The sequence below is a fragment of the Streptomyces sp. NPDC045287 genome (assembly GCF_056432325.1).
In genome coordinates this window covers 129,706-144,004 of the sequence record NZ_JBWKJG010000009.1, presented here as the reverse complement: position 1 = coordinate 144,004, position 14,299 = coordinate 129,706, and the positions used below count along the sequence as shown (strand labels likewise).

At 73.4% G+C, this 14,299-nt stretch carries 14 protein-coding genes; 11 read left to right on the top strand and 3 right to left on the bottom strand.

The window, feature by feature from the left end:
* The first annotated feature begins 4 nt into the window (after nt 1–4).
* From pafA to AC07D6_RS17245, 10 genes are all read left to right on the top strand, one after another.
* Nucleotides 5–1,366: a Pup--protein ligase gene (gene pafA / locus AC07D6_RS17290; RefSeq protein WP_315879165.1), complete on the top strand. Its 1,362-nt coding sequence runs from the start codon at nt 5–7 to the stop codon at nt 1,364–1,366.
* 187 nt (nt 1,367–1,553) lie between these two features.
* Nucleotides 1,554–2,543 carry an FKBP-type peptidyl-prolyl cis-trans isomerase gene (locus AC07D6_RS17285; protein WP_315879166.1) on the top strand — a complete coding sequence of 330 codons (990 nt, stop codon included), beginning with the start codon at nt 1,554–1,556 and terminating at the stop codon, nt 2,541–2,543.
* Nucleotides 2,544–2,585: 42 nt separating this feature from the next.
* A complete protein-coding gene (locus AC07D6_RS17280; protein ID WP_315879167.1) occupies nt 2,586–2,957 on the top strand; it encodes an FKBP-type peptidyl-prolyl cis-trans isomerase in 372 nt (123 codons plus the stop codon).
* Nucleotides 2,958–3,153: 196 nt separating this feature from the next.
* Complete coding sequence (locus AC07D6_RS17275; RefSeq protein ID WP_315879168.1) at nt 3,154–4,140, top strand: helix-turn-helix transcriptional regulator; 987 nt, start codon at nt 3,154–3,156, stop codon at nt 4,138–4,140.
* 58 nt (nt 4,141–4,198) lie between these two features.
* Complete coding sequence (locus AC07D6_RS17270; protein WP_479045148.1) at nt 4,199–5,155, top strand: helix-turn-helix transcriptional regulator; 957 nt, start codon at nt 4,199–4,201, stop codon at nt 5,153–5,155.
* Nucleotides 5,156–5,237: 82 nt separating this feature from the next.
* The gene (locus AC07D6_RS17265; RefSeq protein WP_315879170.1) at nt 5,238–5,510 is read left to right on the top strand and encodes a CpXC domain-containing protein; all 273 of its coding nucleotides are present in this window, start codon (nt 5,238–5,240) and stop codon (nt 5,508–5,510) included.
* Nucleotides 5,511–5,528: 18 nt separating this feature from the next.
* Nucleotides 5,529–5,768, top strand: a complete 240-nt coding sequence (locus AC07D6_RS17260; protein WP_315879171.1) for a hypothetical protein — start codon at nt 5,529–5,531, stop codon at nt 5,766–5,768.
* A gap of 139 nt (nt 5,769–5,907) precedes the next feature.
* Nucleotides 5,908–6,189, top strand: a complete 282-nt coding sequence (tatA, locus tag AC07D6_RS17255; protein WP_315879172.1) for a Sec-independent protein translocase subunit TatA — start codon at nt 5,908–5,910, stop codon at nt 6,187–6,189.
* A gap of 86 nt (nt 6,190–6,275) precedes the next feature.
* Entirely contained in the window at nt 6,276–7,220 is a 945-nt protein-coding gene (gene tatC, locus AC07D6_RS17250; protein WP_315879173.1) for a twin-arginine translocase subunit TatC, read from the top strand.
* A 169-nt stretch (nt 7,221–7,389) separates the two neighbouring features.
* Nucleotides 7,390–10,218, top strand: a complete 2,829-nt coding sequence (locus AC07D6_RS17245; RefSeq protein ID WP_315879174.1) for a DEAD/DEAH box helicase — start codon at nt 7,390–7,392, stop codon at nt 10,216–10,218.
* A gap of 56 nt (nt 10,219–10,274) precedes the next feature.
* Here AC07D6_RS17245 and AC07D6_RS17240 read toward each other — a convergent pair whose 3' ends face one another.
* A complete protein-coding gene (locus AC07D6_RS17240; protein ID WP_479045144.1) occupies nt 10,275–10,715 on the bottom strand; it encodes an ABA4-like family protein in 441 nt (146 codons plus the stop codon).
* Nucleotides 10,712–11,701, bottom strand: a complete 990-nt coding sequence (locus AC07D6_RS17235; protein WP_479045141.1) for a hypothetical protein — start codon at nt 11,699–11,701, stop codon at nt 10,712–10,714. The genes AC07D6_RS17240 and AC07D6_RS17235 overlap by 4 nt, the downstream gene beginning before the upstream one ends.
* Nucleotides 11,702–11,823: 122 nt before the next feature.
* Here AC07D6_RS17235 and AC07D6_RS17230 point away from each other — a divergent pair, with 122 nt between their 5' ends.
* Nucleotides 11,824–12,474 (top strand): MerR family transcriptional regulator, encoded by a 651-nt coding sequence (locus AC07D6_RS17230; protein ID WP_315879177.1) that lies wholly within the window; start codon nt 11,824–11,826, stop codon nt 12,472–12,474.
* A 111-nt stretch (nt 12,475–12,585) separates the two neighbouring features.
* On the opposite strand, the gene AC07D6_RS17225 is transcribed toward AC07D6_RS17230, so the two are convergent.
* A complete protein-coding gene (locus AC07D6_RS17225) occupies nt 12,586–14,160 on the bottom strand; it encodes a hypothetical protein (RefSeq protein ID WP_479045138.1) in 1,575 nt (524 codons plus the stop codon).
* Nucleotides 14,161–14,299: the final 139 nt, after the last annotated feature.

Sequence of the window (14,299 nt, the reverse complement as noted above, 5' to 3'; positions counted from 1 at the left end):
TGTCATGGACCGCCGCATTTTCGGGCTGGAGAACGAGTACGGCGTCACGTGCACGTTCAGGGGACAGCGCCGACTGTCTCCTGACGAAGTGGCGCGCTACCTCTTCCGCCGTGTCGTGTCATGGGGCCGCAGCAGCAACGTCTTTCTGCGGAACGGCGCCCGCCTCTACCTCGACGTGGGTTCGCATCCGGAATACGCGACGCCGGAATGCGACAACGTGACCGAGCTGGTCACGCACGACAAGGCGGGCGAGCGCATTCTCGAAGGTCTGCTCGTGGACGCCGAACGCCGCCTGCACGAGGAGGGAATCGCGGGCGACGTCTACCTGTTCAAGAACAACACCGACTCGGCGGGAAACTCCTACGGCTGCCACGAGAACTACCTCGTGGCGCGGCACGGGGAGTTCTCGCGCCTCGCGGACATCCTCATCCCGTTCCTCGTCACCCGCCAGCTCCTGTGCGGCGCGGGCAAGGTGCTGCAGACCCCGCGCGGCGCCGTGTACTGCGTGAGCCAGCGCGCGGAGCACATCTGGGAGGGCGTCAGCTCGGCGACGACCCGCTCCCGGCCGATCATCAACACGCGGGACGAGCCGCACGCCGACGCCGAGCGGTACCGGCGGCTGCACGTCATCGTCGGCGACTCGAACATGTCGGAGACGACGATGCTGCTGAAGGTCGGCGCGACCGACCTGGTGCTGCGGATGATCGAGGCCGGGACGGTCATGCGGGACCTCACCCTGGAGAACCCGATCCGGGCGATCCGCGAGGTCAGCCACGACATCACCGGCCGGCGCAAGGTCCGCCTGGCCAGCGGCCGCGAGGCGTCCGCGCTGGAGGTGCAGCGCGAGTACTACGAGAAGGCCGCCGACTTCGTCGACCGGCGGGGCATCCGCACGGGCACGGTGGCGCAGGTCCTGGAGCTGTGGGGCCGCACGCTGGAGGCGATCGAGACGGAGGACCTGGACCGGATCGGCACCGAGATCGACTGGGTCATGAAGTACAAGCTGCTGGAGCGGTACCGGGCCAAGCACAACATGACCATGTCGCACCCGAGGATCGCGCAGATAGACCTCGCGTACCACGACATCCACCGCCGGCGGGGCCTGTACTACCTGCTGGAGAAGAAGGGGCAGGCGGCCCGCGTCTGCAACGACCTGAAGATCTTCGAGGGGAAGTCGGTCCCGCCGCAGACCACCCGGGCGCGGCTGCGGGGCGACTTCATCCGGCGCGCGCAGGAGCAGCGCCGGGACTTCACGGTGGACTGGGTGCACCTGAAGCTGAACGACCAGGCGCAGCGCACGGTGCTGTGCAAGGACCCGTTCCGGTCGGTCGACGACCGGGTGGAGAAGCTCATCGCCGGGATGTGAGCGCGCCCCGGCGCCACGGGCCCCGCACCGGCCGTCCGGTGCGGGGCCCGACGCGTGGGGCCCCGCACCCCGGCGGGGGGAACGCCGAAGGGCGGCGCGTACGTTCCTCGTGCGGCACCTCCCGCACGCCGTAGAGTGGCGCGCACCCAACCGCAAGATCGACCCCCGACCAGATACGAGGCTTCCCGTGCGTCGTCGCTCCCTCCTCCTCGCCGTGCCCGCCGGCCTGCTCACCCTGTCGGCCTGCGGCGACGACAAGTCAGACCAGGACAAGGACCAGGTCGCCGAGAGCCCGTCGGCGTCGGCGTCGGAGTCGGGCGCGTCCGCGAAGATCGTGGACGGACCGCTGCCCGCCATCACGGACGGCGCCGCGTTCGGCGAGAAGCCGACCATCGCCAAGGGCTCCGGCAAGCCGTCCGCCGACCTGGCCGTGAAGACGGTCATCGCCGGTTCCGGCACGCCGGTCGCCGAGGGCGACTACGTCAGGGCGCACTACCTGGGCCAGATCTGGGACACCGCGAAGGTCTTCGACAACTCGTACGACCGCAAGCAGCCCCTCGTCATCCAGCTCCAGCAGGGCGCGGTCATCGACGGTTGGCGCCTCGGCCTGACCGGCAAGAAGACGAAGAGCCGCGTCGAGATGGCCGTCCCGCCGGCCCTGGGCTACGGCTCCGAGGGCCGCGGCGACATCAAGGGCACGGACACGATGGTCTTCGTCATCGACATCGAGGAGACCTTCAACGGCAAGTCCTCCGCCAAGGGCAAGGAGGTCCCGCAGGACGACGCGGCCCTGCCCGAGGTCGGGACGAACACGGACGGCAAGGCACCCGCGATCACCGTCCCGAAGGCCGCCGCGCCGAAGAAGCTCGTCGCGAAGTACGTCCTGGAGGGCGACGGCGAGGAGGTGCAGCCCACCGACAAGCTGCTGCTCCAGTACAAGGGCGTGCTGTGGAACGGCGGCAAGGAGTTCGACTCCAGCTACTCCCGCCAGCAGCTCGCCGCCTTCCCGCTCCAGCAGCTCATCAAGGGCTGGCAGGAGGGCCTCGCCGGCAAGAAGGTCGGCAGCCGCGTCATGCTGGTCGTGCCCCCGGACAAGGGCTACGGCGACCAGGCGTCCGGTGAGATCCCGGCCAACTCCACCCTGGTCTTCACGCTCGACATCCTGGCGAAGATGTAAGACTGTGCGGGTTGTGCACAAACGATCAACAGGAGCACTGACGTGAGCATCGACAAGCCCGAGGTCGACTTCCCGGGCGGCGAGCCGCCGGCGGATCTCGAGGTCAAGGACATCTGGGTCGGCGAAGGCGCCGAGGCCAAGGCCGGCGACATGGTGAAGGTCCACTACGTCGGTGTGTCCTTCTCCTCCGGCGAGGAGTTCGACGCCTCCTGGAACCGCGGCACGCCGCTGCAGTTCCAGCTCGGCGTCGGCCAGGTCATCCCCGGCTGGGACCAGGGCGTCCAGGGCATGAGGGTCGGCGGTCGCCGCCAGCTGATCATCCCGCCGCACCTGGCCTACGGGGACCGCGGCGCCGGCGGCAAGATCAAGCCGGGCGAGACGCTGATCTTCGTCTGCGACCTCGTCGCGGTCTGATCCAGCCGTCCGCCGCGCCCCGCGCGGCGGAACCGGGCCGAGGGCCCGCACCCACCGGGCGCGGGCCCTCACCCGTCCCGCCCCGCCCCGCGCCGGGTGCGCGGGACCCGAACGGGCGGCGACTTTGGCCACACGCGCCCGGAGCGGTACGGTCATCGGGCGATAGGGACTCCATACGAAGAGGTGCTGGGCGTCGATGGCCATTGCCAAGGCCGAGCGGCTGATGAATCTCGCGCTGTGCCTGCTGGGCACGCGGCGGCCGCTCAGCAAGCGCGAGCTGCGCGGCTCCATCGAGGCGTACGTCGAGGCGTTCGGCCCCGGTGACGGCGGCCCCTCCCCGGCCGACGACTCCTTCAACCGCATGTTCGAGCGCGACAAGGACGACCTGCGCGAGCTCGGGCTGGTCATCGAGACCGTCGAGAACCTGGACGGCGAGACCGGCTACCTCGCCCGCCGCGACTCCAACCGCCTCCCGCCCATCCAACTGGACGCCGAGGAGGCCGCCGCCCTCGGCCTCGCCGCCAAGGTCTGGCAGCAGGCCCGCCTCGCCGGAGCCGCCAGCGGCGCCCTGCAGAAGCTGCGCGCCGCCGGCATGCCCGAGGCGGAGGACCCGTACGACGACCGGCCCGGCGCCCTCGAACCGCGCATCCCGGTCCGCGAGGCCGCCTTCGAACCGCTGATGCTCGCCTGCCGCGACCGCCGGCCCGTCGTCTTCGAGTACCGCAAGTCCAACGCCGCCCGCGCCGAGACCCGGCACGTCGAGCCGTGGACCCTGGAGTGCTGGCGCGGCCACTGGTACCTCGCCGGCTGGGACCGGGACCGCGGCGCCGAGCGCGTCTTCCGGCTCTCCCGCATCACCGGCAAGGTCCGCTCCCGCGCCGGCGCCTTCACCGCGCCCGTCCCGGACGTGTCCACCGTCCGCGAGGCCGTGGAGCGCTGGGCCGGCGAGAGCGCCACCCGCACGGCGCTGATCCGGCTGCGCGCCGACTGCGGCTACCCGCTGCGCGCCCGCGCCCTGAGCGTGCGGGAGTGCGGCGACGGCTGGGACGAGCTGGAGATCCCGTACGGGCACGGCCTGGACGCCTGGCTCGTCGAGTTCGGCCCCGACGTCGTCGTGCAGGGGCCCGCGGACCTGCGCGCCGACGTGGTGGACCGGCTGCGCGCCGTCGCCAAGGGCAGCTGACCGGCAGAGGCTGAAGGAAGCCGAAGGAAGCCGAAGGAAACGGACGGACGAGCGAGCGATGGCCCCCAACGCGATCGACCAGACCAGGCGGATGCTCTCCCTGGTGACCTACCTGCGGGAACGCCCCGGCGCCCACGTCGGGGACGTGGCCCGCGCCTTCGGCATCACCGAGGCCGAGCTGATCGCCGACCTCGACGTCCTGCCCATGTGCGGCACCAGCTTCCGCGGCGGCGACCTGCTCGACATCGACACCGACGGCGAGCAGATCTGGTGGCACAACCCCGACGACGTGGCCGAACCGCTGCGCATCGCCGCGGACGAGGCCACCGCCCTGCTCGTCGCCGCCCGCGCCGTCGCCACCCTCCCCGGACTGCGGGAGAGCGACCGCGACGCCCTGCTGCGGGCCACCGCCAAACTGGAGGCCGCCGCCGGGGAGGCGGCCGGCGCCAGCTCCCGGCTGTCGGTCACCTTCGAGTCCGAGGGCGGCGTCTTCGCCGAGGTCGACCGGGCCATCTCCGAGCGGCGCCGGCTCTGGCTGCGCTACTACTCCCCGGCGCGCGACGAGCTGACGGAGCGTGAGGTCGACCCGATCCGGCTGTTCGCCGTCGGCCACACGTACATGGAGGCGTGGTGCCGGCTCTCCGAGGCCCGGCGGACCTTCCGCCTCGACCGGGTGGCGGAGATCCGGATCCTCGACGAGCCGTCCGCGCCCCCGGAGATCGAGCTGCGCGACCTGTCCGAGGGGCTCGTCCAGCCCTCCGCCGACGACCCCGAGGTCGTCGTCGAGGTCGGTCCCGGCGGGCGCTGGGTCGCCGAGTACTACCCGCACGACAGCGCCGAGGAACTGCCCGACGGCGGGCTGCGCATCACGCTGCGCACCCCCGACCCGGCCTCGCTGCGGCGGCTCGCCCTGCGCCTCGGGTGCGACGGGCGCATCACCGCCCCGGAGGCGCTCGCCGAGAGCGCGCGCCGCGCGGCGCGGGAGGCGCTGGCCGCCTACGACGTCCAGGACTGACGCCGCGTCCAGGAGTGACGCCGCGTCCGGGACCGGGACCACGCGCCGGGACCGCGCCGCACCGGAAGAGGAGAGGAAAGCCATGGGGGACAGGGGAGACACGCCTTCGCCGCCCGGCGTCCCGCAGGCGCGCCGCCCGGTCCTCTTCAAGGCGGCCTGCCCCGAGTGCCGAGCCCGGTTCGAACTGCCCCCGAACTCCCTGCGGCTGGCCATCGGCGCCAGCCGGCGCACCACCTTCTACTCCTTCACCTGCCCCGAGTGCGGCTCCGCCGTCCGCAAGCCCGCCGGGGAGCGGATCGTCGAACTCCTCACCGGCGGCGGGGTGCGGACGCTGCGGCTCCACTCCACCGTCTGACAGGTCTAGGCTCTGTCCATGTTCTGGCCCATGCTCGCCGTCGCCCTGGGGTTCCTCGGGATCGCCGTCCTCGGCGCCCTCGGTGTCCGGGTGTTCATCGAGGCCCAGCGCCTCGGCCGTCAAGTGACGCGCACCACACAGCGGATCAACAGCGCCGCGGAGGAACTGGAGAGGGCCGCCGTCGGCCTCGCGCGGAGCGGCGACGCCCTGCCGCACCGCCGGCCCCCGGCCGACGCGCCCCGCACACCACCCCGGTAACCCCTCGCACCAGGGGTACGCCGGGGGATTGCCCCGTGTTTACCCGTGAGGGTTACGATGAATGCCCGCGCGGGCGGCCCGCAGGGTCATGCGTCCGCACCGCTCCGGTTCAGGACCTCGGTTCAGAAGGTAGGGAAACATGGGTCAGGTCGGTATCTGGCATCTGGCCATCGTCGTGGGGATCTTCGTGCTGCTGTTCGGCGCGAAGAAGCTGCCGGAGGTCGCCCGTTCGCTGGGCAAGTCCGCCCGCATCCTCAAGAGCGAGGCCGCCGCCATGAAGAACGACGGCGCCGCCAAGGACGACGCGTCCCAGGCCGGCACCGCCGAGCAGACCGCCGCGCCCAGGACCATCCAGGCCGCTCCCGGTGACGTCGCGTCCGCCCGCCCTGTGGAGGAGCCCAAGCGGACCGCCCAGGGCTGACGCCCCGGGCGCGCGGTTCACGGTTCACCACAGGCACACGGGTGGCCGCCCGGACGGCCGGCCACCCTCCGAGATAAGGACGTGGGTTGCTCAAGTCTGCCCGCAAGAAGCCCAAGGACCCCGAGGGGCGGATGCCCCTCGTCGATCATCTGCGCGAGCTCCGCAACCGGCTGGTCAAGTCCCTGCTGGCCTTCATCCCGCTGATGATCGTGGCGCTGTTCTTCTCCAAGGACATCGCCGAGTTCCTGAGCTCCCCCGTGCCCCGGTGCGCGAGCGAGCTGGATCCGGCCGCGCGGGCCGGCAAGTGCGCCGTGCTCTCGCAGATCGGCATCACGTCCCCGTTCACCACGTACGTCAAGGTCGGCATCATGGCCGGCCTCGTGGCGTCCGCCCCGGTCTGGCTGTACCAGTTGTGGGCGTTCATCGCGCCGGGCCTGCACAAGAACGAGAAGAAGTACGCGATCTCCACGGTCGCGATCGGCACGCCGCTGTTCCTCGCCGGCGGCTACCTCGCGTACTGGGTCCTCCCGCACGCGGTGCCGCTGCTGCTCAGCTTCAGCGTCGACGGCTCGGTGAACTACATCACCGTCGACGACATGATCGGCATGACCATCAAGCTGGTCCTCGCCTTCGGCCTCGCCTTCCAACTGCCCCTGCTGCTCATCCTGCTCAACATGGGCGGCGTGGTCAGCGGCGCGCGGATGCTCGGCTGGTGGCGCGGCATGGTCATGGGCATCGCGATCTTCGCGGCGATCGTCACGCCCACCGACCCGCTGTCCATGATCGTGCTCCAGGTGCCGCTCACGGCGCTGTACTTCGCGGCCGTCGGCTTCGCCCTGCTCAACGACCGCCGCCGGCGCCGGCAGCAGGGACCCGAACTGGACGACGACGAGGCGTCCAGCCTCGACCTCACGCCCGAGCCGATCGCCCCCGTCGAACCCGTCGCCGCGCCCGCCCTGCCCGAGCAGGCCGGCGGGGACGTCGAGGCCACCCCGGCCCGGCGCGTCAACGGCTACGACGACGTCACCTGAGCCCCCGCACCCGAACGGCGAACGGCCGACCGCGCACGCGCAGCGCGGTCGGCCGTTCACCGTACGCAGCCGTGGAACACGCCGTCCGCGACCCGTCGATGAACGCCTGAACAAGGTCGAACAAACGCCGAGCTGACTGTCGGCGGCGGCGGGTAGGCTCGATAACAAGATGACAGACGACCTCACACCAGCGGAAGCGTACGCGGCGGCCCGGCGCCGGGCCGCCGAGGAGGCCACCGCGCTCCACGCCTTCCGTTCCCTCTACGACTTCGAGCTGGACCCGTTCCAGATCGAGGCCTGCCGCGCCCTGGAGACGGGCAAGGGCGTGCTCGTCGCCGCGCCGACCGGCTCGGGCAAGACCATCGTCGGCGAGTTCGCCGTCCACCTCGCCCTCGAACAGGGCCGCAAGTGCTTCTACACGACGCCGATCAAGGCGCTGTCGAACCAGAAGTACACCGACCTCGTCAAGCGCTACGGCCCCGGCAAGGTCGGCCTGCTCACCGGTGACAACAGCGTCAACTCCGACGCCCCCGTGGTCGTCATGACCACCGAAGTGCTCCGCAACATGCTCTACGCGGGCTCCCAGTCCCTGCGCGGCCTCGGCTACGTGGTCATGGACGAGGTGCACTACCTCTCCGACCGCTTCCGCGGCGCCGTCTGGGAAGAGGTGATCATCCACCTCCCCGAGTCCGTGACCCTCGTCTCGCTCTCCGCGACCGTCTCCAACGCCGAGGAGTTCGGCGACTGGCTCGACACGGTCCGCGGCGACACGGAGGTGATCGTCTCCGAGAGCCGTCCCGTGCCGCTGTGGCAGCACGTCCTGGCGGGGCGCCGGATCTACGACCTCTTCGAGGAGGAGACCGACCACGGCGGCCGCGGCGTCACGCGCCGCGAGGTCAACCCCGACCTGGTCCGCCTCGCCCGCATGGAGAACTCGCGCACGTACGACCCGCGCGAGCGGCGGCGCGGCAAGATGGTCCGCGAGGCCGACCGGGAGCGGGAGCGCCGTCAGCGGTCGCGGATCTGGACACCGGCCCGGCCCGAGGTCATCGAGCGGCTCGACGCCGAGGGGCTGCTGCCGGCGATCACGTTCATCTTCAGCCGCGCCGGCTGCGAGGCCGCCGTCCAGCAGTGCCTCTACGCGGGACTGCGGCTCAACGACGAAGAGGCCCGCGCCCGGGTCCGCGAGATCGTCGAGGAGCGCACGGCGTCCATCCCCACCGAGGACCTGCACGTCCTGGGTTACTACGAGTGGCTGGAGGGGCTGGAGCGGGGCATCGCCGCGCACCACGCCGGCATGCTGCCGACGTTCAAGGAGGTCGTCGAGGAGCTGTTCGTCCGGGGCCTCGTCAAGGCGGTCTTCGCCACGGAGACGCTGGCGCTCGGCATCAACATGCCCGCCCGGTCGGTCGTGCTGGAGAAGCTCGTCAAGTGGAACGGCGAGCAGCACGCCGACATCACCCCCGGCGAGTACACGCAGCTCACGGGCCGCGCGGGCCGGCGCGGCATCGACGTCGAGGGCCACGCCGTGGTGCTCTGGCAGCGCGGCATGGACCCGGGGCACCTCGCGGGCCTGGCCGGCACGCGGACGTACCCCCTGCGGTCCAGCTTCAGGCCCTCGTACAACATGGCGGTCAACCTGGTCGACCAGTTCGGCCGGCACCGCTCGCGCGAGCTGCTGGAGACGTCGTTCGCGCAGTTCCAGGCGGACCGGTCCGTCGTCGGCATCTCCCGCCAGGTCCAGCGCAACGAGGAGGGCCTGGAGGGCTACCGGGAGGGCATGACCTGCCACCTCGGGGACTTCGAGGAGTACGCGCGGCTGCGCCGCGAGCTGAAGGACCGGGAGAACGAGCTGGCCAAACAGGGGGCGGCCCAGCGGCGCGCCGCGGCGGCCACGTCGCTGGAGCGGCTCAAGCCCGGGGACGTCATCCACGTGCCGACCGGCAAGTTCGCCGGGTTGGCGCTGGTCCTGGACCCGGGTCTGCCCGCCGGGCGGTCCAACGGGCACCGCGGCTTCGACCACCAGGACGGCCCCCGGCCGCTGGTCCTCACCGCGGAGCGGCAGGTCAAGCGGCTGGCGTCGATCGACTTCCCGGTGCCGGTGGAGCCGCTGGAGCGGATGCGCATCCCGCGCTCGTTCAACCCGCGCTCCCCGCAGTCGCGCCGCGACCTGGCGTCCGCGCTGCGGACGAAGGCGGGGCACATCGTGCCGGAGCGGCACCGCAAGCAGCGGTCCGCCGCCGTCGACGACCGGGAGATCGCCCGGCTGCGCTCCGCGCTCCGTGCGCACCCCTGCCACGGCTGCGACGAGCGCGAGGACCACGCCCGCTGGGCGGAGCGGTACCACCGGTTGCAGCGGGACACGCGGCAGCTGGAGCGGCGCATCGAGGGCCGCACCAACACGATCGCCCGCACGTTCGACCGGATCGTGGCGCTGCTGACCGAGATGGACTACCTGCGGGGCGACGAGGTCACCGAGCACGGCAAGCGGCTCGCCCGGCTCTACGGCGAGCTGGACCTGCTGGCCAGCGAGTGCCTGCGCGAGCGCGTCTGGGAGGGGCTGGACCCGGCCGAGCTCGCCGCGTGCGCGTCGGCGCTGGTGTACGAGGCGCGGCAGGCCGACGACGCGGTCGCGCCGAAGGTGCCGACGGGCAGGGCCAAGGCCGCGCTGGGCGAGATGGTCCGCATCTGGGGCCGGCTGGACGCGCTGGAGGAGGAGTTCCGGGTCAACCAGGCGGAGGGCGTGGGGCAGCGCGAGCCGGACCTCGGCTTCGCCTGGGCGGCGCACCAGTGGGCGTCCGGGAAGGGCCTCGACGAGGTGCTGCGCGAGGCGGAGATGCCGGCCGGCGACTTCGTCCGCTGGTGCAAGCAGGTCATCGACGTGCTGGGCCAGATCGCGGCGGCCGCGCCGCAGAAGGACAGCACGGTCGCCAAGAGCGCCCGCAAGGCGGTCGACGGGCTGCTGCGGGGGGTCGTCGCGTACAGCTCGGTGGGCTGACCGCCGTACGACGCGGAAGGACCCGGCCGGGGGCGCCCCGGCCGGGTCCTTCGCCGTCACCGGGCGGGCACGGCGTCGCGGCGGGCCGCCAGGGCCGCCCGCAGGGGGAGGAAGAGCAGGAGGGCCGCGGGGGAGAGGAGGACCGTCAGGACCAGCAGGGGGCTCGACACGAGCGGGCGCACTCCGAGCCGGCGGCACTCCCGGTACATCCACTGGCCGATCAGCAGGTCCCACGCGATGACCTGCGCCCACACGGCCCCCGCCCCGTCCGGGAGGGCGGTCAGCGCGCGGAACGCCTCCAGGTCCGGCTGCCGTACGGCCGCCCACAGCTCGGGCGCGACGGGCGCGGCGAGCGCGAGGTGGACGAGCAGGACCGGTACGGCAGTCAGGGGGGACGCGGCGATCCGGTCCGTGAGGGGCCGGCCGGGGGCGAGGACCATCAGCAGCCAGACGGGCGCGGCGAGCAGGAACGCCAGCTCGAAGAGGGTCTCGGTCACGGGACGCGCTCCGGACGGGGGCGGCTGGGGACGGCGGTGGGGGCGGGCGCGGTGGGCGCGGCCGGCCCGCGGAGGGCCGCCAGGACGCCGACGGCGGTGAGGACCGCGATGGCCGCCGCGGCGGCGAGGGTCGCGGTGTCGGGGTGGATCAGCGGCTGACCGCGCAGGGCCTGCCAGCCGACCAGGGCCAGGACCGCCGCGTACGCGCCCGAGGCGACCAGCATCAGCCGCAGCCGCGTCCGCGGGTCGGCCAGCCGGGGGCGGCGCCGGGCGAGGACGAGCAGCGCGAGCAGGACCAGCGGGAGCAGTTGCAGGGCGTGCATGCCGACGAAGTGCGGGACGCGCAGGTCGCCGCCGGTCGTCGACCAGCCGGTGAGCGCCATTCCGGCGCCGCCGTCCGCCACGCCGACGCTGTGGGCGCCGACGACGTCGGAGACGCCGCGCCGTTGGCCGGGGGCCGGCTGGGACATGACCGGGCCGAACGCCGCGCCGACGAGGGCGAGGACGGTGCCGAGCCGGATCGTCCAGACGGTGGCGCGGTCCGCGAGACGGGCGCGGAAGAGGAGGACGGCGACCGCCAGGGTGGCGAACCAGAGGACGACCGCGATCGCGCCCATCGCGAGGTACACGGCCGTGTCGAACGGGGTGGCGTAGTTGAAGTGGCTGCGCCTGCCGCGTACGGCCTGGCCGGCGATGAGGAGCATCTCGACGATGAAGGACACGGCGACGACCGTGCCCGCCCAGGAGGCGGTCCGCCGCCCCGCGCGGCTGCGGAGGGGGAGGAGGGACAGCATCCAGGCGAGGGACAGGCCGTAGGCGACGAACGACACGGCGAACTTGAACGGCTTCGCCCACATCGGCGCGCCGAGGAGCAGCCTGTCGTCCAGCACGAGGCCGAACGCCGAGACGACGGCCATGACGGCCATCCCGGCGGAGACGGCGACGAGCGGACGGTGCAGAGGACGGTGGAGCGTGGGTAACGACATGTGGACACCCCCGGAGCAGAATGGATAGTGAGACTTACCGCTATCCGATAGCGTCACTATCTATGATGGGGGTGGCCTTGGCAAGGGCGGGGTGCGGAGCCGAACGAAGAGGGTGGACTGGCGTGCGCGTGGGCGAGCTGAGCCGCAGGACCGGGGTGTCGGTGCCGACGATCAAGTACTACGTAAGGGAGGGCCTGCTGCCCGCCGGGGAGCTGAGCAGCCCCAACCAGGCCCGCTACGACGAGTCGCACGTCCGCAGGCTGCGGTTGGTGCGGGCGCTCATCGACGTGGGCGGGCTCTCCGTGGCGGCCATCCGGGACGTCCTGGAGGCGGTCGAGGACCCGGACCGCTCGGTGCACGAGGTGCTCGGCGCGGCGCACGACCACATCGCGCCGCGCGAGGGCGGGCCGGACGACGCGGCGCGGGACACCGCCCGCCGGCAGGCCCGGGAGTTGATCGCCCGCCGGGGGTGGCTCGTGGACGACGACAACCCGGCGGTCCGGTCCCTGGCCGACGCGCTCGCGGCCTTCGGCCGGCTGGGGCACGACCGGTTCGCGGAGGTGTCGCTGGACGTGTACGCGGAGGCGGCGGAGCGGATCGCCGCGGTCGACGTGGCGTACGTGGCGCGGGAGGTGGCGCGGGAGGACGTCGTGGAGAGCGCCGTGGTCGGCACGGTCCTGGGCGACGCGGTCCTCACCTCGCTGCGGCGCCTCGCCCAGGTCGACGCCTCGGCCCGTGCGTACGGCACAGGGGAACCGCCCGCCACGGCCTGACCCCCGCCCCCGCGCCCGGCGACGCGAAGCGCCCCCGCCGCGGGGGCGGGGGCGCGGGAGCCGCGGGGGAGCGGCTCTCCCGCCGGGGCGGCGGGCCGGGAGCGCCGCCCGTCAGGTGCCGTCGGCCGCGCCGGGCTGCCGCTGCCGGCGCAGCAGCGCCGAACCGGCCAGGAGGGCCGTCAGCATGGCGCACGCCACCGCGGCGGCGCCCGCCCAGGTCCACGAGCGGCCCAGGCTGCTCTGCAGCAGGGTGACCCCGCTGCTGCCCGCCATCCCGTGGAGGGCCACGACGCCGACGGACAGGGCGGCCGCGGACCCCCAGACGCGCACGGTGTCCCGCACGATCAGCCACTCGCCGAGCACCAGGCAGAGCACGGCGACGACGAGGACCATGGCCTCCGCGTACCCGCCGGACCACAGCCCTGCGAAGTCCGTGGGCAGGTGGATGACGCCGCAGGCGAACAGGGCCGCCGCCGCGGGCCAGCGCAGCCCGGACCGGGACGGCGGGACGGCGGCCTCGTCGACCGGACCGGGCGCGAGGACCCTGACCGGCGCCTCCGCCGCCGACGCCGCCGCCGCCACGGCCGAAACGGAACGGGGCGGGCGGACGTTGGGGTTCTCCGGCACCGGCTGGGCGCCGCCGTCCGCCGCGCCCGCGTACGGGGAGCCGGCCGGCGGCGTGCCCGGCGAGGGCGGCGCGCCCTGGCCGTCGCCGGTGCCGAGGATGCTCACCAACTGGACGACGTCCTCGACCGGCCTGCCGACGGCCGCGGCGCGGAGGGTCGTGTCGTTCTCGTCGAGCGTGTGACCGGCCTCGTTCAGCATCGCGACCAGTTGCCGGACCTCTTCCAGGGGCCGGGCCACCGCGGCCGCGCGCAGCGCCTCGTCCGCGGGGCTGTCGACGGCCTTGGTGTGCTTGAGCTGGGTCACCAGCGCGGCGACCTCCTCCAGCGGGCGGTACGTGGCCGCCGTCCAGATCAGTGTCCGTATGCGCTCGTCGCTGTCCTCGTCACCGTCCTCGCCGCCCCCGATGGCGGCGCCGGCCGTGTCGGCCGTGTCGGCCGTGTCGACTGTGTCGGCCGTGCCCGTGCCCGACGTCTCGGCGAGTGCGGCCTCGACGAGTGCGGCGTCGGCCGCCGCCCCGGGACCGCCGGGGCCAAAGGGGCTGGAGGGGGTGCCGAGGGGGGAGGGCGCGCCGTCGCCCGGCACGTCCTCGAATGGGATCCGGTCGGCGGGCCCGAGGGGGCCGCCCGCGCCGTCGGTGCCGGCGACGTCGGCGTCCGTGTCGTCGGCGTCCGCCGGTGCGGGGCCCCCGAACGCCGCCCCGGCGCGCGGGTGGCCCGCGGGCGCGGCCCCACCGGCGAACCGGTCGCCGCCGGACCGCGTGGAGCCGGCCGCGCCGTCGCCGGCCACGCCGTACGGGTGCGCGGTCCCGGCGGACGCCGCCGGGGTGAACGTGCCGGTCGTGTACGACGTCCCGGCCGGTGCGGTGCCGGGCGGCGCGGCGCCCGGGCGCGCGGCCCCGGCGCGTACGGCGCCGGTGGGCGGCGCTTCGCGGCGGGCGGCGTCGGCGGGCACGGCGGCCGGGGCGGCGGGGGCCCCGGTCCCGGGGACCTGGGGGTCGGGCGGCTGCTCCCGGACAGGAGCCGCCCCGGCGGCGCGGGTCGTGGGGTCGTCGGTTGTCATGGCGTGGCTCCGTTCGCCGGACTCCGGTGAGGCACACACCGTGTCGGTCGTCGTGCGCCGACTGGGCGCGCGGTTTGCTCCAAGTAATAGGCAAACCGGACAATTGCGCCATCCGGGAAAGGCGGACGGAGTACCCGCC

Excerpts from the sequence above, each read along its gene's own strand:
- tatA (WP_315879172.1), top strand. The coding sequence starts at position 5,908 with ATGGGTCAGGTCGGTATCTGGCATCTGGCCATCGTCGTGGGGATCTTC.
- AC07D6_RS17235 (WP_479045141.1), bottom strand. The coding sequence starts at position 11,701 with ATGTCGTTACCCACGCTCCACCGTCCTCTGCACCGTCCGCTCGTCGCC.
- AC07D6_RS17270 (WP_479045148.1), top strand. The coding sequence starts at position 4,199 with ATGGCCCCCAACGCGATCGACCAGACCAGGCGGATGCTCTCCCTGGTG.
- AC07D6_RS17225 (WP_479045138.1), bottom strand. The coding sequence starts at position 14,160 with ATGACAACCGACGACCCCACGACCCGCGCCGCCGGGGCGGCTCCTGTC.
- pafA (WP_315879165.1), top strand. The coding sequence starts at position 5 with ATGGACCGCCGCATTTTCGGGCTGGAGAACGAGTACGGCGTCACGTGC.
- AC07D6_RS17275 (WP_315879168.1), top strand. The coding sequence starts at position 3,154 with ATGGCCATTGCCAAGGCCGAGCGGCTGATGAATCTCGCGCTGTGCCTG.
- AC07D6_RS17245 (WP_315879174.1), top strand. The coding sequence starts at position 7,390 with ATGACAGACGACCTCACACCAGCGGAAGCGTACGCGGCGGCCCGGCGC.
- AC07D6_RS17260 (WP_315879171.1), top strand. The coding sequence starts at position 5,529 with ATGTTCTGGCCCATGCTCGCCGTCGCCCTGGGGTTCCTCGGGATCGCC.
- AC07D6_RS17265 (WP_315879170.1), top strand. The coding sequence starts at position 5,238 with ATGGGGGACAGGGGAGACACGCCTTCGCCGCCCGGCGTCCCGCAGGCG.